Source organism: Flavobacterium sp. GW821-FHT12A05, assembly GCF_058807735.1.
Genome location: NZ_JBXAQY010000002.1, coordinates 105,159 through 128,426, shown reverse-complemented (window position 1 = coordinate 128,426; position 23,268 = coordinate 105,159). Strand labels below are relative to the sequence as shown.

Below are 23,268 nucleotides of genomic sequence, written 5' to 3'. Positions count from 1 at the left end.
GGGACTAAGCTTTTATAATTCACAACAACCCGACAGGTTTTAAAAACCTGTCGGGTTTTGTATTTAATATAGATTCAATAGCGTCCAGCTTTAGCTGGATGAAAAAAGGTGAATTAGAAAGGGCTTTAGCCAAACTATTACGTTTGGCTAAAGCCCTTCAACTTTAATTTATAATCCATCCAGCGAAAGCTAGACGCTATTCAAAAAACTTAGTCCCTTAGAACCTTAGCCTCTTAGCAACTTAAAAAAAACTATTTTCTTTCGCCTATTTGCTGGCGCCACATTGCATAATACAATCCTTTCTCCACAATCAAATCATCATGTTTACCTTGCTCGATGATTTTACCTTGCTCTAAAACAAAAATTCTATCAGCGTGCATTACGGTTGATAAACGGTGTGCGATTAAAACTGTGATTCGGTTTTTATCTGAAATATTACGGATTGTAGCATTAATTTCTTCTTCGGTAATAGAATCCAGAGCAGAAGTTGCTTCATCAAAAATCAATAAATTCGGATTTCTAAGAATGGCTCTTGCGATAGACAAACGTTGTTTTTCACCGCCCGAAACTTTGATTCCGCCCTCACCAATCGTAGTGTTTAATCCATCTTCGGCACGTCTTAAAAGCTTATCGCAGCTTGCGCGTTTTAAGGCATCGTATAAATCTTCATCGGTTGCATTAGGCTTAACAAACAAAAGATTCTCGCGAATAGTTCCGGAGAATAATTGGGCATCCTGTGTAACGAAACCTAATTGCTTTCTTAGGTCAAGTAAATCTATATCAGTTGAATCAATATCATTATAAAAAACATGACCTTCGGCAGGCGTATACAATCCAACGAGTAATTTTACCAAAGTTGTTTTTCCGGAACCAGAAGGACCGACAAACGCTACGGTTTGGCCTTGCTTAATTTCAAAATTGATATTTTCAACTGCTTTGAATTTTGCCGTTTTATGCTGAAAACTTACATTCGAAAATAATAAAGACTGAATCGCGCCAACATGTTTTGGGTTTTTCGGACGAAATTCTTTTGGAGCGCTTAATAAGGTTTTGAAATTCTCCATCGATACTTTGGTTTCGTTCAAAGCAATAATGAAATTTCCAAGTTCCTGAAGTGGGCCAAAAATGAAGAAAGTAAAGAAAACCATCGTTAACAAATCGCCAACAATAATTTTTCCTCCAAATAAGAAATAGTACAAAGTAAAAACCACACAGGTTCTTAAAAAATGAACCGTTGTTCCTTGAATAAAACTCAAACTTCTAATAAAACGGATTTTTTCTAATTCTAATTGCAGAATTTTAAAAGTGTTTAAGTTCAAACGCTTCTCTTCCTGGTAAGTCAAACCTAAACTTTTTACCAATTCGATATTTCGTAAACTTTCTGTTGTAGAACCCGCCAAAGCATTGGTTTGATTGACAATTTTCTTAGAAACGATTTTGATTTTTTTACCTAGATACGAACTAACCAAAGCAATAATTGGAGCCGTTACTAAAAATATAATCGAAATACGATAATCAATTCGGGCTACATATAGAATTACAAAAATGAACCCAATAATAGTTTGAAAAATAAGCGAAATAGAAAGCGTAATCAACTTTTCAGAATCAGAACGAACTTTGGTTAATTTGCTTAAAGTTTCACCGCTTCGCTGATCTTCAAATTCGGCATAAGGTAAATCGAGCGATTTTTTGATTCCGTCGGTATACATTTGAGCGCCGGTTCTCTGGATCACCACATTGGTGAAATAATCCTGAAAGTTTTTGGTAATTCTGGAAATCATGGCAGCGCCAAGTGAAAGACCAAGCCAGAAGGATAAAGATTTGATAAAACCGGCCGCATTTCCGTCGTATTTATGCAAACCAACACCGCAGTCCTGCATTAATTTACCGGTAATAATAGAATCTGATAAACTGAAACAAATGTTTATAGAGGCCATAATCAAAGCAAAAAATAGAAGCATTTTATGTCTGATTATATAAGAATATAATAATTTCATATAGGAATATTAAAAAAATGGAAGATGCAAAAGTAAGCAAATGTTTTAGTTTGCGGTGATGGTTTTTGTTATTAAAAATGTAATTTTTATTTCTTTTTTTGTTTTGTATGTAGTAAAAAATAAGAAAACAGCTAGGTGTTTATACGTTTTTTTACTTTTAGTTAATTTTTTTTGATATAAAAAATCTGTCTATATAGTTTGCCGTTAGTAAGTTATAAGTGTTTAAGCTACATTATTTCTTTTTGATGTGGAATCACGTAAGGTTTTGGTTTAAGGTTGTTTTACGTTTGCAGCATAACAAATTTAACCAAGTCAAAATGAAAAAAATTTTATGCCTTTTTAGCGCATTATCAATGGTGCTAATTTCTTCTTGTTCAAGTGATGATAATAATTCATCAGAATCTGAAAATGCAGTATTATTACCAAAAAAAATTACTGAAACAGTTGTAGAAGACGGAAAATCAGGAAGTCTTACTTACACTTTTTCGTATGACGGAAACAAATTGAAAGAAATCGCTCTTTCAGATGCTTCTAGATCTGTTTACACGTACACAGGAGATCTTATTACTAAAGTTGAATTGTTTAAATCAGGTATTTTACAATCTACAGATGTGTATGCTTACGAAGCAGGAAAATTAGTTTCTAAAATTACTACAAGAGAATCTAACAAAAGCAGTCAAAGAAAATTAACTTTCGTTTATAACGCAAACGGAACAGTTAACGCAAACGAATCTGAAATTATCGACAGACAAGAAATTAAATACGATTCAACTACTCTTTATACTTTTGCAAACGGAAACATTGCTTCTTCAGAGTATATTAATGGAGAAAGAGAAAAAATCACAAGTACTTTTGATGATAAGAAAAGCCCATACATTAACATTACTGGAGCGAAACTTTTATTGGATTTAGATGATAATTTCGATTTTTACTCAGCAAACAATACAGTAAAAAATGTTACTGTTTCTTACGATAGTAAAGGTGAAGTAACTCAAACAGTAACTGTAACAAAAACTAACAAATATAACGCTGGTAATTACGTTACTGAATTATTTTCTGGAGACGCTAAAAACTCTGAAAAATTAGAGATTGCTTACTAATTAGTTTCTAATAATTATATAAGTCCCCAATCAGTTAATGTTGATTGGGGATTTTTTTGATCCATAAATAAGTTTTAAACCGTATTTTTGAATAAAAAAATCAAATGCAGTTTAGAACCCAGATTTCAATTTTAAAAAGTAATAATCCAATCGATTATAATTCGAAAATACTTTCTATGGGGTCTTGTTTTGCCGAAAACATGGCATCTAAATTTGATTATTTTAAATTTCAGAATGAAACAAATCCATTCGGAATTATATTTAACCCCGTTTCAATAGAGAAATTATTCAGCCGAATTTGTAACGAAGATTTATTTACAGAAAAAGACATTTTCTTTTATAACGAACGCTGGCATAGTTTTGAGGTTCATTCTGATTTAAGCAATTCTGATAGACAAGAATTGCTGGAATCGCTTAATAAAGCCACTACAGAAACTTACAAGCAAATTAAAGAAGCTACACATATTATTATCACTTTTGGAACTTCCTGGGTTTACCGAAATCTGGAAGGTACAGAAATCGCTGCCAATTGCCATAAAGTTCCTCAAAAGCAATTCTCAAAAGAATTATTATCTATTGATACAATTCAGCAAAGCATTCAAAACACTATCAATTTAGTTCATGCTTTAAATCCTGAGATTAATTTCATTTTCACAATTTCGCCTGTACGCCATATAAAAGATGGTTTTGTAGAAAATCAATTAAGTAAATCGCATTTGTTCACCGCATTGCATTCTGTTCTGAATACTGGACACTTAAAACGGAACACTGAATACTTTCCTTCCTACGAAATCATGATGGACGAACTTCGCGATTATCGTTTTTATAACGAAGATATGCTGCATCCTAACCAAATTGCGATCGATTATATCTGGAAACTTTTCAGTGAAAACTATATCTCACAAGAAAGCACAGCAGTAATGCAGGAAGTAGATGAAATTCAAAAAAGTCTCCGCCATCGCAGCTTCAATCCAGAATCGGATCAGCATCAAAAGTTCCTCGCAAAACTCCAGCAGAAAATTAATCTTCTGGGAGAAAAATTACCACATATTAAATTCTAGTTTGGTTTTCGCTGAATAAATATCATCATTTCTAGAAACCCATTGCTATAGAAATAAAAGACTTTGCGCCTTATGTCTTTGTGGCTAAATCTTAAAGTAAGAAATTAACTATTTAACAGTAAAATTTTGGAATAAATGCTAATAATTATGTAAATTGTTAAAGGTTTAAATTTTGCATTTTTGTAAAATGTCTAACTGTGCTTTTTTCAGAAGCAATCAAATCCAGCATTTTATTGACATATGAATAAGAAACCCATTCATTATTTAAAAAAAATACTTCGTGTACTGTTATGGTGCGTGGTTTCTGTAGTGGCACTTTTATTACTTCTTATCATTCTAATTCAGGTTCCTTCGGTTCAAAATTACGTCAAAGACAAAGCGATAACCTATCTCCACGAAAAAATTAAAACTAAAGTTTCTTTAGACCATATTTCAATTAAATTTCCCAAAGATGTAGTGCTGGAAGGTTTTTATTTTGAAGACCAAAAGAAGGATACTTTGTTGGCAGGTAAACGTTTAGAACTCGATGTTGACCTTTTTAAATTAGTCAGTAGCGAACTCGAAATCAATTCAGTTTCACTTGAAAATGTAAAAGCCAATATTTCCAGAAATAAAGACGGCGTTTTTAATTTTGATTATATCATAAAAGCATTCGAATCAAAAGAGCCAAAGGTTGAAGATCCAAATGCCAAACCGTTTAAAATTTCGGTTGTAAAAGTAAATCTGGATAACGTTAAATTTAATTTTAAAGACGATTTTTCTAAAAACGACATTGCCGTAAAACTGACACATTTCGATACAAAATTCAATAAATTCGATTTAGATAAAATGGATTTTGACATTCCAAATATCGATCTGGACGGATTAAAATTAGTTTTAAATCAGGATGTTGTTGAGAAAATTGCCGAAGTTTCCGTAGAAACCGTCGACACCATTTCAAAACGAAAAGACTTCAAATTAAAACTAGGCAAAATCAGTTTATCAAAAATTGATATTGCCTATGATAATAAAGACTCCAAATTAGATTCAGGAATAAAACTCGGAAATTTAGATTTGTCCGTTAACGAAATTGATTTAAACAAACAGCTTTTAGATTTCGATACTTTCGAACTTAAAAACCTAAGCGGTAATTTAAGATTAGGTGTAAAAGACAAACAAATTCAAGCGCCAAGTTTAGATACAACAGCCATAAAACAAGCAGGCTGGAAAGCAAAACTTAATAAAGTCAACATACAAAATATTGCCTTTAAATTTGATGATATGCAATCGAAACCAGCTGTAAAAGGAATTGATTACAGTCATTTAGATTTGAGTAAATTCAATTTGGAGGCCGAGAAATTGTATTATGGCAACGACACTATTTCGGGTAATATAAAAGCATTGGCCGCAACAGAAAAAAGCGGTTTGAACATTCAGTCCTTAAAAACAGATTTTTTCTACGGGCCTAAAAATGCCTATTTAAATAATTTGTATTTAAAAACACCGCAAACACTGGTACAAGATAAGATTAAAGTAGAATACAAATCACTCGCAGCACTTCAAAAAGATATAGCTAATCTTGCGGTCGATGCCAATTTAAAAGATTCGAAAATAGGATTTAAAGACATCTTGTTGTTTGTTCCGGATTTACAAAAAACAAATCCGTTTAAAAGTAATCCAAATGCCGTTTTATACGTAAACAGCCGTGTGAGCGGAAAGGTAAAAGATTTGAATATTCCGCTATTTGAAATGAGCGGCATTGGAACCACAAAAGTTTCCCTTTCGGGGAAGATAATCGGACTGCCTGATGCTCAAAAAGCCTATTACGATTTGAATATCAAAAAAATAGCCAGTACATCAAAAGATATAAATATGTTTGTGCCGGCCGGAACAATTCCGAAAAACATACAGCTTCCGTCGCAAATAAACCTGCAGGGAAAATTTAAAGGTTCTGTTCAGAATTTCAAAACCAATCTGGCTTTAAACAGTAGTTTCGGAAATGCAAAAGTAGATGCCTTATTCGATCAGCGTGTTAAGAAAAAAGAGAAATACGACGCAACGGTTTATTTACTTGATTTTAATTTAGGCCGATTAATTAAAAACGATTCAATCGGGAAAATTACGCTTAAAGCCAAAGTAAAAGGAAAAGGTCTGGACCCGAAAACAGCGCAGGCTGAATTAGATGGAATTGTGCAGAAAGCAGTTTTCAATAGATATACTTATAGAGATTTAGCCTTAAAAGGAAATATTGCAAATGGTTCATTCGCAGTAAAATCAGGAATGCAGGACCCTAATTTAAATTTTGATTTGGCAGCGAGCGGAAATACACAAGAAAAGTATCCATCCATAAAACTAAAACTAAACCTGGATATTGCTGATCTGGAAAAACTAAATCTTCATGCCGGACCTATGAAACTTCGTGGTAATGTCGACGCCGATATTGCCAATAGTAATCCGGATTTCCTGAATGGAAAAGTGTTTCTATCAAACATTCAGATTTTGCAAGGAGCAGAACCAATCGTTTTAGATTCGGTTCGTGTTATTGCATTTTCAGATAATACACGAAATAATATTAAAATCTCGTCTCAGTTTTTAAAAGCCGAAGTTGATGGAAAATACAAATTGACCACATTGACAGCGGCAATAAAAAAATCATTGTCAAAATATATTGATTTGAAAACCCCAAAAGCAAACGGAGAGTCTGACGAACAGCGTTTGGCTTTTACATTAACGGTTGATAATGACCCGATTCTTTTTAAACTGATTCCGAAACTGACAGGTTTAGAACCAATTAAAATTACCGGAAAATACAATAACGTAACCGATTCGTTGGAAATAAGAGGAACAATCCCAAGAATCGTATACGCAGAAAATACAATTGCCGACGGGAAAATTAATGTTGAAGCCAAAGAAAATGCTTTAGAATATTCTGTTTCTGTTGCCACAATCGAAAGCGGGTCATTAAAAATTCCGTTTACGAGTTTGTCCGGAAAAGTAGAAAATAATCTTTTGACTTATGCACTTGAAGTTCAGGATACAAAAAACAAACCTCAATATTTTATTGCAGGAGAATTTAAGGCAGAAGATTCTAAAAACATTTTTAAGATTGATGCCGAAAATTTCATTTTAAATTACGATAAATGGAATATCGATCCGGAAAATGCAATCGAATTTGGCGATAAACGTCTTTATGTCAATAAATTTTTCCTAAATAATAACGGAAATGAATTAAAAGTACAATCGCAGGGAACAGGAGATAATGCACCATTGCAAGTCGATTTTGTAAACTTCAAAATCGAAACCATTATGAATATGGTTAAAAAGGACAAATTACTGATGCAGGGTTTAATTAACGGAAACGCAGTTGCAGAAAATGTAATGACAAAACCGACTTTTACTTCGGATTTAAAAATTGATGATTTTGCTTTTCAAGGAGAAGCGGTGGGCGATATTCAAATAAAGGTTGATAATAAAACCGATAATTTACTAAATGCAAATGTGGCATTGACCGGAGAAGGAAACGAAGTAAACCTGACTGGAAATTATAAAATGGACGATGGAAATCTGGATTTCAATTTAGATTTAAATAAGTTGTACATCAAAAGTATTCAGGGATTTACAATGGGCAACGTAACGGATGGTACTGGATATTTATCCGGAAATTTCAAAATTGCAGGTAATGCATCGAGTCCGAAAGTATCGGGAGAATTAGATTTTAATGATACCGGTTTTAGAATCACACAGCTGAATTCATTTTTCAAAACAGATAAGGAAAAAATCACCTTTAATAATGATGTAATTACTTTTGATAAGTTCACGCTTCATGACGAAAATGACAACGAATTATCGGTTGACGGAACCATTCAATCTCCAGATTTCAAAGCCTACAATTTTGGTTTGGTGGTTACAGCCGATGATTTTAGAGCCATACATTCTAAAGAAGTCGATAATGATTTGTTTTATGGTGATATGTTCCTGGATACTAAGCTGAACATCAAAGGAAATTTGGATAGCCCGATTGTCGACGGAACAATTAAAATTAATAAAGAAACCAAGTTTACGGTGGTAATGCCGCAATCAGATCCTTCAATCGCAGATCGCGAAGGAATTGTTGAGTTTGTCGACGAAGATAATATGTATTTAAGACAAACGGTTGATTTACAAAATAAACTCGATCAGTCTGAAGTAAAAGGAATGGATGTAAATGTGGCCATTTCTATTGATAAAGAAGCGGAACTGACTTTGCTTATTGACAAAGCAAACGGCGATTATTTAAACCTAAAAGGCGAAGCCGAATTGGTTGGTGGTATCGATAAATCAGGAAAAACGACTTTAACAGGTAAATATGAGTTCTCTGATGGGGCTTATGAAATGAATTTTAACGGAATCAAAAGAAAATTTGAAATCCAGAAAGGAAGTTATATTACCTGGAATGGCGAACCAACAATGGCTAATTTAAATATTACGGCAATTTATAAAGTAAATACGGCGCCAATTGATTTATTGGGAAATCAGCTGCCAAGCGACAATGCAGCAGTAAGAAACACATACAAACAAAAACTTCCGTTTCAGACTTTATTGAAAATGAACGGAGAATTAATGAAACCGGATATCTCATTTGGAATTGTACTTCCGGATGGTAATTACGATGTTTCTTCGGATGTTGTGACTTTAACTCAGACGAAACTAAAACAATTAGAACAAGATCCGGCAGAATTAAACAAACAGGTTTTTGCCCTTTTATTATTAAACCGATTTGTGGGCGAAAATCCATTTGCAAGTGAAAGCGGCGGTACCAATGCAGAATCTTTGGCCAGACAAAGTGTGAGTAAAATTCTTTCGCAGCAATTAAACAATCTTGCCGGAGAATTAATTACCGGATTTGAAGTCAATTTTGATTTAGAATCTACAGAAGATTATACTTCCGGAAACATGCAGAACAGAACCGATTTGAATGTTGCGGTTTCTAAAAAACTGCTTGATGACAGATTGAAAGTAACCGTAGGAAGCAGTTTTGGAGTTGAAGGCGCAGAACGTGCCAATGAAGAAAGTACCAATATTGCCGGAGACGTGGCACTGGATTATCAGCTTACAAAAGACGGCCGTTATATGGTTCGTGCTTACAGAAAAAATCAATATCAGGTAGCGGTTGAAGGCCAGGTGGTAGAAACGGGTGTTGCTTTTATTATTACAATGAGTTACAATAAATTCAGAGAGCTTTTTCATCGTTCAGAACAAGAAAAACAAATGTTGAAAGAAGAAAAAATCCGGAATGAAAAAAGAAAGCAAAAAGAGAAAGAAGAAAAAGAATTAAAAGAGAATCAGGAAGAAAATCAAATTAAAGGCAATGAACAAAAAACATAAACATATAGAAAATTGGTATGTAAAGTATTTTGTACTGTTTTGCCTGTTTTTTGTTTTAGGCTGCAGTAATACAAAATATCTTCCGGAAGGCGATTTGCTTTACACAGGAGGTTCTGTAACAGTGAAAGATTCTTTAATAAAGAAAAAAGAAAGAAAAGCACTCGAAACAGAATTAGAAGGTTTGTTACGTCCAAAACCCAACAAACAAATTCTCGGTTTACGTCCTAAACTATGGATTTACAATATTGCAGGAGAACCAAAAAAACAAAAAGGAACCCGATATTGGCTTCGTAATAAAGTAGGGGAACCGCCTGTACTTTTCAGTAAAGTCGATTTAGATTATAATGCCTCTGTTTTGCGAAATTTTACCGAAAACCGAGGTTATTTTAAAACCCGTGTCAGCGCCGATTCTACCGTTAGAAATAAACGAGTTACGGCAGAATATACTGTTATACCCAAAAAACAATATATTATTAAAAGCGTGACTTTTCCAGATGATTCTCTGGCCATGTCCAGAATTATTGGAAGATCAAGCCGAAGAAGTTTATTGAAAGTAGGAAAACCATACGACTTAGATGTCATAAAAGCCGAAAGAGAACGAATTGACGCCAGACTTAAAGAGAAAGGTTATTTCTACTTTAATCCGGATTATCTTCTGGCTCAGGTTGACAGCAGTAAAGGCGATCATGAAGTAAAAATTAGATTGGTAATTAAACCCGATACGCCTCCAAAAGCACTTACAGCCTATAAGATTAATAAGATTTTTGTTTATCCCAATTTTTCTTTGTCAAATGACAGCGTGGTGTACAGGCAGAAAAATATAACGCAGTATAAAGATTTTACCATTATTGATACTACGGAGACTTTTAAACCAAGAGTTTACGATCGAACCATATATTTTAAAAAAGGAGATTTATACAACAGAAAAGACCATAATTTGACCTTAAATCGGTTCGTAAATCTGGGAACTTTTAGTTTTGTAAAAAACGAATTTAAACCATCAGATAGTATTCCGAATACTTTAGATTCGTATTATTATCTAACGCTTCTGCCTAAAAAGTTTATTCGGGTTGAGGTTTTAGGTAAAACAAATTCAGCCAGTTATACCGGAACAGAATTGAATGTAAATTGGAATAACCGAAATTTACTTAAAGGCGCAGAACTATTTACCGTGTCCGTTTTTGGCGGTGCCGATTTCCAGCTTGGCGGGGTAAACAAAGGAAAGAACATTTATAAACTAGGAGCAGAAACCAGTTTAACCTGGCCAAGATTTATTACGCCGTTTAATATAGAAGGAAACAGCGAATATGTGCCAAGAACCAAAGCAACTTTGCGATACGAGTATCAAAAAAGAACACAGTTGTATGCGCTTAATTCCTTTAATACTTCTTTTGGGTATTTGTGGAAAGAAAATATAAGAAAAGAACATCAGCTAAATGTAATTGATGTTACGTACGTGAGTCCAAATCATGTTACACCGGAATATTTAGAAGATATTGAGGAAGATGCAGCGTTAGGAAAAGTAATTGAAAAACAGTTGATTTTTGGCCCAACTTACAATTACACCTACACAAACACAATGCAGAAACGCCGAAAAAATACGATCTATTTTAATGGAGAATTAGATTTGGCAGGAAACATAACAGGTTTAGTTACAGGTGCAGATTATAAAGACAATGTAAAAACGATATTCGACGTTCCGTTTAGCCAATATGTAAAAATCAGAACCGATTTCAGGCATTATTTAAAACTAGGAAAAGAAAGCGAATTGGCCAGCAGATTAATTGTCGGAGCAGGAATTGCCTACGGAAATTCAAGAACGCTGCCAACATCGAAACAATTTGTAGTAGGAGGAACCAATAGTATTCGAGCCTTTAGAGCCAGAACTTTAGGGCCGGGAAGTTATGTGATTCCGCCAACAGTAAATAACAATTATACACCAGATCAATCGGCAGATTTGAAACTGGAATTTAATACAGAATACAGAGCAAAGCTGTTTAGTATTGTAAGAGGAGCAGTTTTTGTCGATGTGGGAAATATTTGGCTTTTACACGCCGATCCTGATAAACCAGGAGCCGAAATCTCAAAAGATTTTATGAAAGAACTAGCGATAGGCGCCGGTGCCGGTTTGCGTTTCGATTTATCATTTTTGATTTTAAGAACCGATTTGGCTTTTCCTCTTAGAAATCCGGCCCTCCCGGATGGACAGCGCTGGGTAATCGATGATATTAATTTCGGAAGCGGATCATGGCGAAAAGACAACCTGATTTTAAATATTGCTATCGGATATCCGTTTTAAAAAGTTTTTTTTGCCATTCTTTTCCGCCACGAATTTACTTCGTCAGTTCGCTATCGCTCGGGTCACGAATTACACTAATTAGTAGTTTGCTCATAATTATCAATTTCACGAATTTTAATTCGTGAAATTGATAGAAAAACACAAAGTTGAGATTAGTGTAATTCGTGTAATTCGTGGCAGAAAAAAAATAATTCGCAGCGAAAAAATCTAAAAAAGGAGTAAATTGGTCTAATAAAATAATAGAATGCAAAATTTAATAAAGAGAATAATAGTTTTAGCTGCGCTTGTACTTGTGATAGTTCTGGCTTTTAAATATTGTCAGTTCAAAAAAGACGACGATTCTACAATCGATTATAATACCAATTTAATTCAGCAGCAAATTTTAAACGTTGGAAAATTGGTTGTAACCGAAGGACATTTCTCCGAAGTGATCACATATAAAAATCAGCAGAAATATTTGATGGATATGGTTTCTTTTGAAAAGAAAGCCCTTGTTGTTGTAAATGCAAATGTTACCGTTGCTTACGATTTACATAAAATGAAATACGATATCGATGAAAAAAACAAAACCATCACCATTCTAAATATTCCAAAAGAAGAAATCACAATAAATCCTGATATTCAGTTTTATGATGTAGAGCAAAGTAAACTGAATCCGTTTACGGGCGATGATTACAATAAAATCAATAAATCGGTAAAAGCCAACTTGGCAAAAAAAATCGAAAATTCAACCCTGAAAACAAACGCCCAAAACCGATTAATAAGCGAATTGTCTAAGATTTTAATTCTAACCAATTCAATGGGCTGGAAATTAGAATACAACGGAAAAACAATTGAATCAGAAACCGAGTTAAATCAGGATTTGAAGCTTTAATTTTAAGGTTCAGAGAGGCAAAGGTTCAAAGGGACAAAGATTCTTAGTTTTGTCATTGCGAGGAACGAAGCAACCACACTATTAAAATACACTAAATGAGATTGCTTCGTTCCTCGCAATGCCTATGAGTAAATAAAAACCTGAGTTCACCAGTTTAAATCCGTAAAATCCGCGGGCAATAATTTTATACAGCTTCCTTATCAAAAATCAAATCCAATCCGCCGGAAATTAAATGTGCAATTTCGGGACGTTTTTCTTTCAATTGATCTAAATGAACCAGAACCTCTTGCAAAAGCTGTTTTTCATCAGAATCTTTTAAAAGCTCTGCGATTTCTACAGCTAATAACCAATCGTTCGAATGATTGTTTTTTAGATTTTCAAAAACAGATTTCAGTTCTGTTTTAGCACTTTTATTTTTTCTAATATCTCTAACTGATGCATATAGATTTTCTAAATCATCACGTTCATCAGTATGTTTTGCTTTAATAGTTTTAGATGAGGGAACGATATTAATTAAGTCAAAACTATTAACATCGGCAGGACCTGAAAATGCCGAAATCACTTTTTTACCAATTGCCATATCGTAATTTCCCCAATCAGGCTGAAACAAAACAGTTTCGCCATGTGTTACCGTGCAATTTCTAAAACTAATCAGAATAATTTCTCCGTGTAAGTTTCGGGATCCGGTAATAATTTCACCTTCAACAATAATGTTGCCTTCAAATTCCAGTTTTACTGTTTCATTTTCTACAATGCTGTACGCCTGTAAATCCTTCGGACTCATATCTTCAATTGCCAGATTAAAACCTTTTAGTTTTCCAATCGGGCTTCCAAATCCGTGTGGATGCGTTAAAGTTCCGTGGCCGACTAATTCTTTTTCGCGATACGATAAAGCTGTTTTTCCGGTTGTTTGAATGTAAACCGGTTTTCCTTCCTCTTCAATAACATTGGTGAAAACTCCCGAAATTTGCAAACCAGTACTTAATTCAATTGTACCTAAAGCATTCGACTGAATTAGCTTTTTAATTCCCGAAAGACCTCCGGTACGCAGCGCCATTTTGTTTGCAAACTCTTCTAAAACCAAACTTAAATACGAAAAATTAGGCGTTACATAAAGTTGCGGCTGTAACTGTGTAATATCAAAATTCTGATTCGCAGCCGAAATATCGTAAGGGATTTTTTTTACGTTATCTGTCATACACCAGGCGCTTTCTCCAATAGAAGAAAGTAATCCGGCGCCGTAAATTTTTGGATCTTCAACCGTTCCAATCAAACCATATTCAACAGTCCACCAATGCAGGTTTCTAATTTGGGCCATTTCAGACAATTCGCCCATATCATTTTGTAAATCGGCAACTGCTTTTTCGGCTTCGTCAATTTTTTCCTGTGGAGTATCTTCGGCTTCTTTTAAAATAGAAAGCAAACGAATCGCTTCATACATTTGATAATCTTTGTGAGATGAAATCGCTTTACAGCCAATTTCGCCAAAACGTCTCAAATATTCCGCATATTCAGGATTTGCAATAATAGGAGCGTGGCCGGCACCTTCGTGAATAATATCCGGTGCTGGTGTATATTCTAGATGTTCTAATTGTCTGATATCTGAAGCAATAACCAAAACGTTATACGCCTGAAACTCCATAAAAGCATTTGGCGGAATAAACCCGTCAACCGCAACGGCAGCCCAGCCAATTTCGGTTAGAATACGGTTCATTCCGTACATACTCGGAATAGAATCAATTTCGATTCCGGTTTTACGAAGACCTTCTAAATAAGAATGATGCGCCACTTTAGAAAGATAATCTACGTTTTTACGCATAACATATCGCCAAACCGCCTGATTAATTGGAGTATAATCACTATAATCCTGAGGCTTAATAAATTGCTTTAAATGTTTTGGCAATCGTTCTAATAACGGATTGGTTTCTATAGATGCATTCATTTCGAAAACGTTGTAGATTAGAATGTAAAATTACGAATTTAGGTCGCTAATTTTTGCTATTCTTCACAATATTTTTATTCGAAATTGATTTTTATTGCGTTTTTATAGATTTTGAAGTTAGAGTAGAAATAAGAAATTTTAGCAGTCGTTGTTTTCGAAACTTACTTTTTCCATTGTTTTTTCATAGTTTTCAACCTCTTTTTTGGTCATTGAAACCTCTTTGATATCTACTTTTAATTGTTTTTTGGCATCAGGACTAATCCATAAACCGGTAAAAGTATTTCCGATTTTTTGTAAAATTAAAACACCGCTGAAATTATGTTCTACCATTACAAATTCATTCTCTTTCTTTTTGCTTTGCGTAGGATAAATTTGAATCCAATTATTTGATTTATTGTATCGATACATTGCGGCATACATTAAATCGGCATTACATTGATTTTCTTCTGTCTGGATGTAAACGGTTATTGGTGTTTTTCCATCAATAGTTCCTTTATATAAATTAGAAACCCGAGGCTGCGTTTGTGCGTTTGAATGATTAAAAAAAGAGAAACAAATAATAAAGAACAGGATAACTTTTTTCATTTTAAAGTATAGATTGATTTTGATTTGGGCTTTTAGCGGTATTTTGCTCAATCAAATTTATCTAATTAAAAATAGTATCCAAATCTAATTGTTGATTTTTTTTAAGATTTACCTGATGCGTTTCGCAGTTCATTTTCGGCATTTCTAAAATAATCAATTTTATGATTGAACATATACGCCATATTTGTGGCACGCATTTTAGCTTCTTCGGTAATCGGACCGGCAAATTGTGCGTCTATTGAAGTATTAAAAAGAGAAATCCAGCGGTCGAAATGCGTTTTATCTACAGGTAATTGTTTGTGCGGCGGAAAAGGAGTTCCGGAATAAGCTCTTACATCAAATAAAATAGTCTGCCAGAATCCGTACATTTTTTGCAGATGCGGTTCCCAGCGATCCTGCAGTTTATCATTGAAGATAGGTCCCAAAAGATCATCTTTCCTAACACTGTCATAAAAGGTATTAACCATTTGTTTTATGTCTTCTAAAGTTGAAATGTCTTTAAGCTCTGCCATGATTTTAGATGTAAAAAATTCAAATGCAAAAATAAGCTATAACTCGAAATTTATTCCATGATATTTGTCATTTGTGAAATTTTTATAATAAAATCAAGGTATTAGATTCAATTTAAAAGGTTGATTTTTAAAAGATTGTAATTGTATAAAAATTGGATGTGAATTTTTATACGCTTTTTGTGTTTTAAGTGTTTGATAAATAAGTGTTTAAAAAAAATAAAGATAAGGTTTTGTTAAGGTAATTTTTACAAATGATGTGTATTTGTAAAGTTGTAATTATATCGTTTTCGTAAAAAATACTATAATTTAGATCCGTTTTAATAAAAATAATCATAATAAAATGAGAAAAAAGTTAACTATCTAAAAACCACAAAAAAGAAAAAAGATGCACAAAACTACTCAAAAACCTACAAATCGAGTAAAAGCTTTTATGACCCAAGTCGTTATTATAATGCTTTTCTTTAGTATCAAAATTAATGCTCAAACGGTTACACCTTATATAACATCAGGTGATCAAACGAGATTATTACAACAGCAGGGTACTGTAAGTTTCGGTACAAATTCCGGAACGAATCCTTCTACGGTTACTGTTAATGCCGGAACTACTTATCAAACTATGGACGGCTTTGGTTACACACTTACCGAGGGAAGCGCCGAAGTAATAAGCGGCATGGCAGCAACACAGCAAAATCAATTACTGAATGATTTATATAATCCTACGACGGGATTAAATGCCAGTTTAATTCGTATTAGTATTGCGGCTTCAGATTTAAGCAGTTCTTCTTATAGTTATAACGAAACTTCTGGAGATACTAATATGAATAACTTTAGTCTAAACGGACCAGATTTGACGTATTTAATTCCGATTATCAAAAAAATCCAGCAGATCAATCCAAACATCAAAATATTAGCAACACCTTGGTCAGCGCCGCGCTGGATGAAAACCAATGGTTCCTGGGTTGGCGGAAGTCTGCAGACACAATACTACGCAGCTTATGCCAGATATTTTGTAAAATATATTGCAGCTATGCAGGCGCAGGGAATTCCGATTTGGGGAATCACACCGCAAAATGAACCTGAAAATCCACACAATGAGCCTAGCATGTTAATGAATTCTACAGAACAAAAGAATTTCATTAATCAACAACTTGGGCCACAATTGGCAGCAGCTGGTTACGGAGGTGTCAAAATTATAGCTTTCGATCATAATTGCGACAATACAGCCTATCCTATTGATGTTTTAAACAACAGCAGTTATGTAGATGGAGCGGCGTTTCATTTGTATTTAGGAAACATTTCAGCTATGTCAACTGTGCGAAATGCCACAAACAAAAACGTATATTTTACAGAACAATATACAGGTTCAGGTGGCAGCTTTGGCGGCGATTTTGGCTGGCACATGCAAAACGTTGTGATTGGAAGTACCAATAACTGGTCTAAAACAGTTTTAGAATGGAATGCGGCAAATAACTCAAGTTTAGGACCTCGTACTCCAGGCGGATGCAGCACTTGTTTAGGTGCAATTACAGTAAACAACAGTACAAGTTATACTAGAAATGTGGCTTATTACATTATTGGCCAAATCTCAAAATATGTAAAGCCGGGCGCAGTAAGAATTGGTTCTTCAAGCTCAAGCGGCAGTATTTTATCAGTTGGATTTAAAAATCCCGATGGTTCTATTGCTCTTGTGGTTTATAATACTTCGGGCTCATCAAATACAATAAAAGTTGTGTCGGGATCATCTGCATTTAATTATGCTGTTCCGGGATCATCAGCAGTTACTTTTACATGGGGAGCAGGAACACCGCCTCCAACAGGTTTTCCGGGATACTATAATATTATTTCAAGAAATAGTAATAAAGGATTAGATGTAGCCGATAATTCGACTACAAGTGGCGGCAGAATTCAGCAATATGATATAACTGGCGGCGGCGGCAATAACCAGAGATGGAAATTTGTTTCTGACGGAGCAGGGAATTATTATATAATCGTAAAATCAACTGGAATGTATCTGGCTGTAGAAAATAATGGAACAGCAAATGGATTGAAAGTACAGCAAAGATCTTTTGTTAATTCTAATGAATTTAAATGGACTGTTGAAAGTCTTGGCGGAGGTTATTATAAAATTACCAATGTAAATACGGGTAAATCTCTTGATGTTGAAAGTGTTTCTACAGCAAATGGGGCTAATATTCAGGTTTGGGATTACACAGGAGGACTAAATCAGCAATGGCAATTGGTTCAGGTAGAATCAACGGCGAAAAAAGTTTTAACAGAAATTACAGCTGATAGCGAAACTTCAAACGATATGGCGATTTTTATTAATGCAGCAAATGATTATTTAAAAATCGATACCAATCATGAAGGAAGTGCTTCTGTAGAAATATTCAATATTGCAGGACAAAACATCATAACAAAAAATGTGGATTTTGTAAAAGGAAATCAATCTGAAATAGAAGTTTCAAGACTTCCAAAAGGAGTTTATATCGTAAGAGTAAATGACAATACAGGTTCTTATACTAAAAAAGTATTGAAACAATAATACATCGAGAATTCAATTAGTAATTTTATATTGATGTTTAAAAGGCTGTCTGATTTATTTAGACAGCCTTTTATTTTTTATCCAATTAATTGCGTAAACAAATCCTGATTGTCATTTAAATATTGAAATTCAAATCCGTATTGTGTCATTTTCATTTTAATAGGCATGATGTCTTTTTTCTTTTTCAATTCTAAACCTACTACCACAGAACCAACTTCGCGGCTGTTTTTCTTAGCAAACTGAAAATAAGTGATGTCATCATCAGGGCCTAAAATATTATTTACAAATTCTTTTAAAGCTCCCGGACGCTGTGGAAACTGAATCATAAAATAATGCATTAAACCTTCGTAAAGCAACGAACGCTCTTTTATTTCGGCCGTTCTTTCAATGTCGTTATTGCTTCCGCTTACTACGCAGACCACATTTTTTCCTTTAATTTTATCTTTATAAAAATCCAAAGCCGCAATGGTCAAAGCACCTGCTGGCTCTACAACCATGGCTTCTTCATTATATAAACGCAAAATAGTGGTACAGACTTTTCCTTCGGGAACCAGAATAATATCTTCCAGATTATAGCGGCATATTTCAAAAGTTTTATCGCCAACTTGTTTTACCGCCGCGCCGTCAACAAACTTGTCAATCGTTTTTAAAGCAGTATTTTTATTTTCCTCTATTGAAGTTTTCATCGAAGGTGCGCCTTTTGGTTCAACGCCTATTATTTTAGTATTCGGGCTCAAATGTTTAAAAACTTCGGATAATCCGGACGCCAGCCCGCCACCGCCGATTGGCACAAAAACATAATCGATAGGTTCTTTACAACTTTCCAGAATTTCCAAACCAACAGTTCCTTGTCCGGCAATTACTTTTTCGTCATCAAAAGGATGAATAAATGTTTTGTGGTTTTTGATAGCATCTGCAGTCGCCGACGCGTAAGCATCATCGAAAGTATCACCCGTTAAGACAATTTCTACAAACGATTTTCCAAACAATTGTACTTGTTTTACTTTTTGCTTTGGAGTTGTTTTAGGCATGTAAATTTTGCCTTTTATATGCAGTAAATTACAGGAATAAGCCACGCCTTGAGCATGATTTCCTGCACTGGCACAAACAATTCCGTTGGCTTTTTCTTTTTCATTTAACGAAGAAATCTTATTATAAGCGCCTCTAATTTTATACGAACGAACAATTTGTAAATCTTCCCGCTTTAATAAAATAGTCGATTTGAATTCATCTGAAAGATTTAGATTTTGGGTTAAAGGCGTCGCGGGAACTACGTTTTCGAGCTGCTTTTTTGCGTTAAGTACTTCGTTAAATAAACTCATAATTGTTGTTTTTTGCCACGAATTCCACTAATGTCCACTAATTTTATCTAGAAGCTGACAAAAAAAAATTCGTGCTAATTTGTGTAATTCGTGGCGATTTGAAATCTTTTTTAAAATAAAAAACCTCCCAATTGGGAGGTTTCTATAAATTATATTTTACAAACTTATATAACACCTCGCCATCACTGCTGAATTGCAATAATGCTGATAATAGCGATAATAATGTTGTTAAAGTTTTTCATTTTTTTTGTTTCCTGAGGAACAAATGTATTAATTATTTTGGAAAGTTCACCACTATTTAAAGTTTTATAAAAAGCTGAAAACTGAAAACTGCGACTGGATATTACTTTTTAACCGGCGGATATTGTGCCATAATTTTATTTACGAATTCGGCAATTCTTTGATCCTTTTTGTCGATGTTTCGAGTTAAAGTTCCCAGACCTTCACCTTGCCAGATCATTTCTTTCTTTTTGGCATCGATTAAATCAATGTACAAAGTACCTTCCGTAGAAGTAGAAACAGTAGTTTGGTTTCCTCCGTACATCATCCAAGGATTCCAACCCCAGCCCCAGCCGTAACCCCATCCGGCACTAAACTGATTTACATCAACCTGCTCTCTTGATTTAGTAAAAATGTTTACTAATAAATCAGGATTCTCACTTTTTGTAAATCCTTTAGCCTGCATTTCGTTATCTATAGCGCGAAGGATACGTCTTTTATCCAAATCAGAAATCTCGACCTTATCAATTCCGGGCTTAAAGAAAGCATACGTTTTATAGGGCGTAAAATCGACATTTTTGTCGTAATCAGAGTATACAGTAACACTGCTGCATGATGAAAGTATCAATAGCAGTAAAATCGGAACTAATTTGAATGTTTTCATAGTTATTAGAAATTTAATGTTCTCGTTTTGTTTGTTTTTAAGAACCTTAACTAAGCAAACTTTCGTCTACCATATTAGGTAAAGTTACTTTTAATAATGGCTCGACTTGCATTGCTCTTTTTATAGCAAAAATAGCTTCGTCATTTCTGGCCCAGCTTCGTCTTGAAATTCCGTTGTTAACATCCCAGAAAAGCATTGATGCTAAACGTTTTGAAGCCTCTTTAGAACCATCAAGAACCATACCAAAGCCACCATTTATAACCTCTCCCCAGCCAACGCCGCCGCCATTATGTATGGATACCCAGGTTGCTCCTCTAAAACTGTCGCCAATCACGTTTTGAATTGCCATATCGGCGGTAAAACGGGATCCGTCGTAAATATTCGAAGTTTCTCTGTAAGGCGAGTCAGTTCCGGAAACATCATGGTGATCGCGTCCTAAAACAACAGCTCCAATTTCGCCTTTTGCGATAGCCTGATTAAAAGCTTCTGCGATTTTAATTCTTCCTTCGGCATCAGCATAAAGAATTCGGGCCTGCGAACCTACAACCAGTTTATTTTCCTGCGCACCTTTAATCCATTTAATATTATCCTGCATTTGCTGCTGAATTTCACTTGGAGAAGTCTTGGCTAATTCCTCTAAAACCTGACTTGCAATAGTATCTGTTTTTTGCAAATCTTCTGGTTTTCCAGAAGTACAAACCCATCTAAAAGGTCCAAATCCGTAATCGAAACACATTGGTCCCATAATATCCTGTACATAACTCGGATATTTAAAATCGATATTATTTTCGGCCATTACATCAGCACCAGCACGTGAAGCTTCCAATAAAAAAGCATTTCCGTAATCAAAAAAGTACGTTCCTTTTGCCGTATGTTTATTAATAGCTGCTGCATGACGGCGTAAGGTTTCCTGAACTTTTTCTTTGAATAATTCCGGATTTTCGGCCATCATTTTGTTTGCGTCTTCAAAAGAAATTCCAACCGGATAATAACCTCCGGCCCATGGATTATGAAGCGAAGTCTGATCTGAACCTAAATCAATTTTGACATTTTCCTGATCAAAACGTTCCCAAACATCTACCACATTTCCTAAGTATGCAATCGAAACGGTTTCTTTATTGGCTTTCGCCAAAGCTACTCTGGCAACCAATTCGTCAGTCGAAGTTACGACTTCATTTATCCATCCCTGCTCGTGACGAATTTTCGTGATTTTTGGGTTTACTTCGGCACAAACCGTAATACAACCGGCAATATTTCCGGCTTTTGGCTGTGCACCAGACATACCGCCAAGTCCAGAAGTTACGAATAAACTTCCTTCTGGATTTTGTTTTATTTTTCTAAAACCGTTTAAAACCGTAATTGTCGTTCCGTGTACAATTCCCTGTGGGCCAATGTACATATAACTTCCGGCTGTCATTTGTCCGTATTGAGAAACTCCCAAGGTGTTCATTTTTTCCCAATCGTCAGGTTTAGAATAATTTGGGATCACCATTCCGTTGGTTACCACAACTCTCGGTGCTTCTTTATGCGAAGGGAATAATCCCATCGGGTGACCTGAATACATGGTTAAAGTCTGCTCGTCTGTCATTTCAGACAAATACTGCATCGTCAATAAATATTGTGCCCAGTTCTGGAAAACAGCTCCATTACCGCCGTACGTAATTAATTCATGCGGATGCTGCGCCACGGCGTAATCCAGATTGTTCTGAATCATGTGCATAATCGCTTTTGCCTGCAATGATTTTCCAGGATATTCGTCAATTGGTCTTGCGTACATTCTATAATCAGGGCGAAGACGGTACATATAAATACGCCCGTATTTTTCTAATTCTTCTGAAAATTCAGGAATTAATTCAGCATGATGTTTTGGATCAAAATAACGCAAAGCATTTTTTAAAGCCAGCTTTTTTTCTTCTGCCGAAAGAATTTCTTTTCTCTTTGGCGCATGATTAATAGCCGGATCGTAATCCTTTTTTTGAGGTAATACAGATGGAATTCCTTGTTTTATTTCTTCTTGAAAAGTCATTTTTTTTAGGTACTTAGTTGCTAAGGTTCTAAGGTGCTAAGGTAATTCAGCAACATTAACAACAGATTAATTTTTTTTGTTTTTAAAATTATGCCGCCCCGCTGGGGCTTAAATGTGACTGATTGGCTTGTTTCTATAAATATTTTGCTCCGATGGAGCTTAATTAGATCAAACAGATCTAAAGCCTTGGAAAGGCGTAATATTTATAGAAAACAATAATCACGTAATACAAAAGCTCCATAAGAGCGAAATGTGGTTATCAATGAAAATTCAATTCAAAAAATAATTATCTCATTTTTAAATTGGCTCATTGGCACATTGTCACATTTTCTAATTAAAAACTAGGGATAGCGGATATCCGACCTATGATAGGATTTGTGGATGGTAATCCTAAATTTTCGTAACAGAATATCCATATAAATATTTTAGATTGTTGATTTTAGATTTTAGATTGTTAATCTGTTTTTCAAAATTATCTCATTATCAAATTGACACATTATCTAATTTGATTTCTTTCTAATTTCTCCCGTTCTTTTATCAAATCCGTACGGGCAGTGACGGCAGCCGCTTTTACAGCAATACCCTCTTTTTAAATGATGTTTTTCAGTAAAGCATTTATAACCTTCGGGCGTATAGTAAAAATCTTCGCCTTCGATTAATTTATTTTCATTACTTTGCTCTTTCATAAATCTGCTTCGCGTTCGTGTTTCGGTAACTTTAAAAATCAAAAATATAAATATTTGATTATGATTTTATTGAAATCGAACAATTTTATAGCTACA

Annotated in this window: 14 protein-coding genes; 6 read left to right on the top strand and 8 right to left on the bottom strand. The window is 34.5% G+C overall.

Translation table 11 applies throughout. The features are described from left to right. Positions 1-251 precede the first annotated feature (251 nt). Positions 252-1,997 (bottom strand): ABC transporter ATP-binding protein, encoded by a 1,746-nt coding sequence (locus AC1RRQ_RS03950; RefSeq protein WP_493021629.1) that lies wholly within the window; start codon positions 1,995-1,997, stop codon positions 252-254. Between the two features lie 317 nt (positions 1,998-2,314). On the opposite strand from AC1RRQ_RS03950, the gene AC1RRQ_RS03945 reads away from it, so the two are divergent. The 5 genes from AC1RRQ_RS03945 (at position 2,315) to AC1RRQ_RS03925 (ending at position 12,674) form a co-directional block, all read left to right on the top strand. Further along, positions 2,315-3,097, top strand: a complete 783-nt coding sequence (locus AC1RRQ_RS03945; protein WP_493021627.1) for a hypothetical protein — start codon at positions 2,315-2,317, stop codon at positions 3,095-3,097. 104 nt (positions 3,098-3,201) lie between these two features. Next, on the top strand, positions 3,202-4,158 hold the full coding sequence (locus AC1RRQ_RS03940) for a GSCFA domain-containing protein (protein WP_493021625.1): 957 nt from the start codon (positions 3,202-3,204) through the stop codon (positions 4,156-4,158). A gap of 240 nt (positions 4,159-4,398) precedes the next feature. After that, a complete protein-coding gene (locus AC1RRQ_RS03935; RefSeq protein ID WP_493021623.1) occupies positions 4,399-9,501 on the top strand; it encodes a translocation/assembly module TamB domain-containing protein in 5,103 nt (1,700 codons plus the stop codon). Next, positions 9,485-11,800: a translocation and assembly module lipoprotein TamL gene (gene tamL / locus AC1RRQ_RS03930; protein ID WP_493021621.1), complete on the top strand. Its 2,316-nt coding sequence runs from the start codon at positions 9,485-9,487 to the stop codon at positions 11,798-11,800. The genes AC1RRQ_RS03935 and tamL overlap by 17 nt, the downstream gene beginning before the upstream one ends. Positions 11,801-12,044: 244 nt before the next feature. Next, complete coding sequence (locus tag AC1RRQ_RS03925; protein WP_493021619.1) at positions 12,045-12,674, top strand: DUF4230 domain-containing protein; 630 nt, start codon at positions 12,045-12,047, stop codon at positions 12,672-12,674. A 184-nt stretch (positions 12,675-12,858) separates the two neighbouring features. Here the strand turns inward: AC1RRQ_RS03925 and AC1RRQ_RS03920 are convergent, their stop codons facing one another. The 3 genes from AC1RRQ_RS03920 to AC1RRQ_RS03910 form a co-directional block, all read right to left on the bottom strand. Continuing rightward, positions 12,859-14,616, bottom strand: coding sequence for an aromatic amino acid hydroxylase (locus AC1RRQ_RS03920; RefSeq protein ID WP_493021617.1), 1,758 nt, complete (start codon positions 14,614-14,616; stop codon positions 12,859-12,861). Positions 14,617-14,754: 138 nt separating this feature from the next. After that, the gene (locus AC1RRQ_RS03915; protein ID WP_493021615.1) at positions 14,755-15,201 is read right to left on the bottom strand and encodes a hypothetical protein; all 447 of its coding nucleotides are present in this window, start codon (positions 15,199-15,201) and stop codon (positions 14,755-14,757) included. 101 nt (positions 15,202-15,302) lie between these two features. Beyond that, a complete protein-coding gene (locus AC1RRQ_RS03910; protein WP_493021613.1) occupies positions 15,303-15,713 on the bottom strand; it encodes a group III truncated hemoglobin in 411 nt (136 codons plus the stop codon). A 385-nt stretch (positions 15,714-16,098) separates the two neighbouring features. Between AC1RRQ_RS03910 and AC1RRQ_RS03905 the strand changes: the two genes are divergently transcribed. After that, positions 16,099-18,255: an RICIN domain-containing protein gene (locus tag AC1RRQ_RS03905; RefSeq protein WP_493021611.1), complete on the top strand. Its 2,157-nt coding sequence runs from the start codon at positions 16,099-16,101 to the stop codon at positions 18,253-18,255. A gap of 77 nt (positions 18,256-18,332) precedes the next feature. Here AC1RRQ_RS03905 and ilvA read toward each other — a convergent pair whose 3' ends face one another. The 4 genes from ilvA to AC1RRQ_RS03885 form a co-directional block, all read right to left on the bottom strand. Further along, the gene (gene ilvA, locus AC1RRQ_RS03900; protein WP_493021609.1) at positions 18,333-19,577 is read right to left on the bottom strand and encodes a threonine ammonia-lyase IlvA; all 1,245 of its coding nucleotides are present in this window, start codon (positions 19,575-19,577) and stop codon (positions 18,333-18,335) included. 343 nt (positions 19,578-19,920) lie between these two features. After that, positions 19,921-20,460: a DUF4136 domain-containing protein gene (locus tag AC1RRQ_RS03895; RefSeq protein WP_493021607.1), complete on the bottom strand. Its 540-nt coding sequence runs from the start codon at positions 20,458-20,460 to the stop codon at positions 19,921-19,923. Between the two features lie 46 nt (positions 20,461-20,506). Further along, the gene (gene hutU, locus AC1RRQ_RS03890; protein WP_493021605.1) at positions 20,507-22,486 is read right to left on the bottom strand and encodes a urocanate hydratase; all 1,980 of its coding nucleotides are present in this window, start codon (positions 22,484-22,486) and stop codon (positions 20,507-20,509) included. Between the two features lie 500 nt (positions 22,487-22,986). Then, positions 22,987-23,172 (bottom strand): C1orf53 family protein, encoded by a 186-nt coding sequence (locus AC1RRQ_RS03885; RefSeq protein ID WP_493021603.1) that lies wholly within the window; start codon positions 23,170-23,172, stop codon positions 22,987-22,989. Positions 23,173-23,268 lie beyond the last annotated feature (96 nt).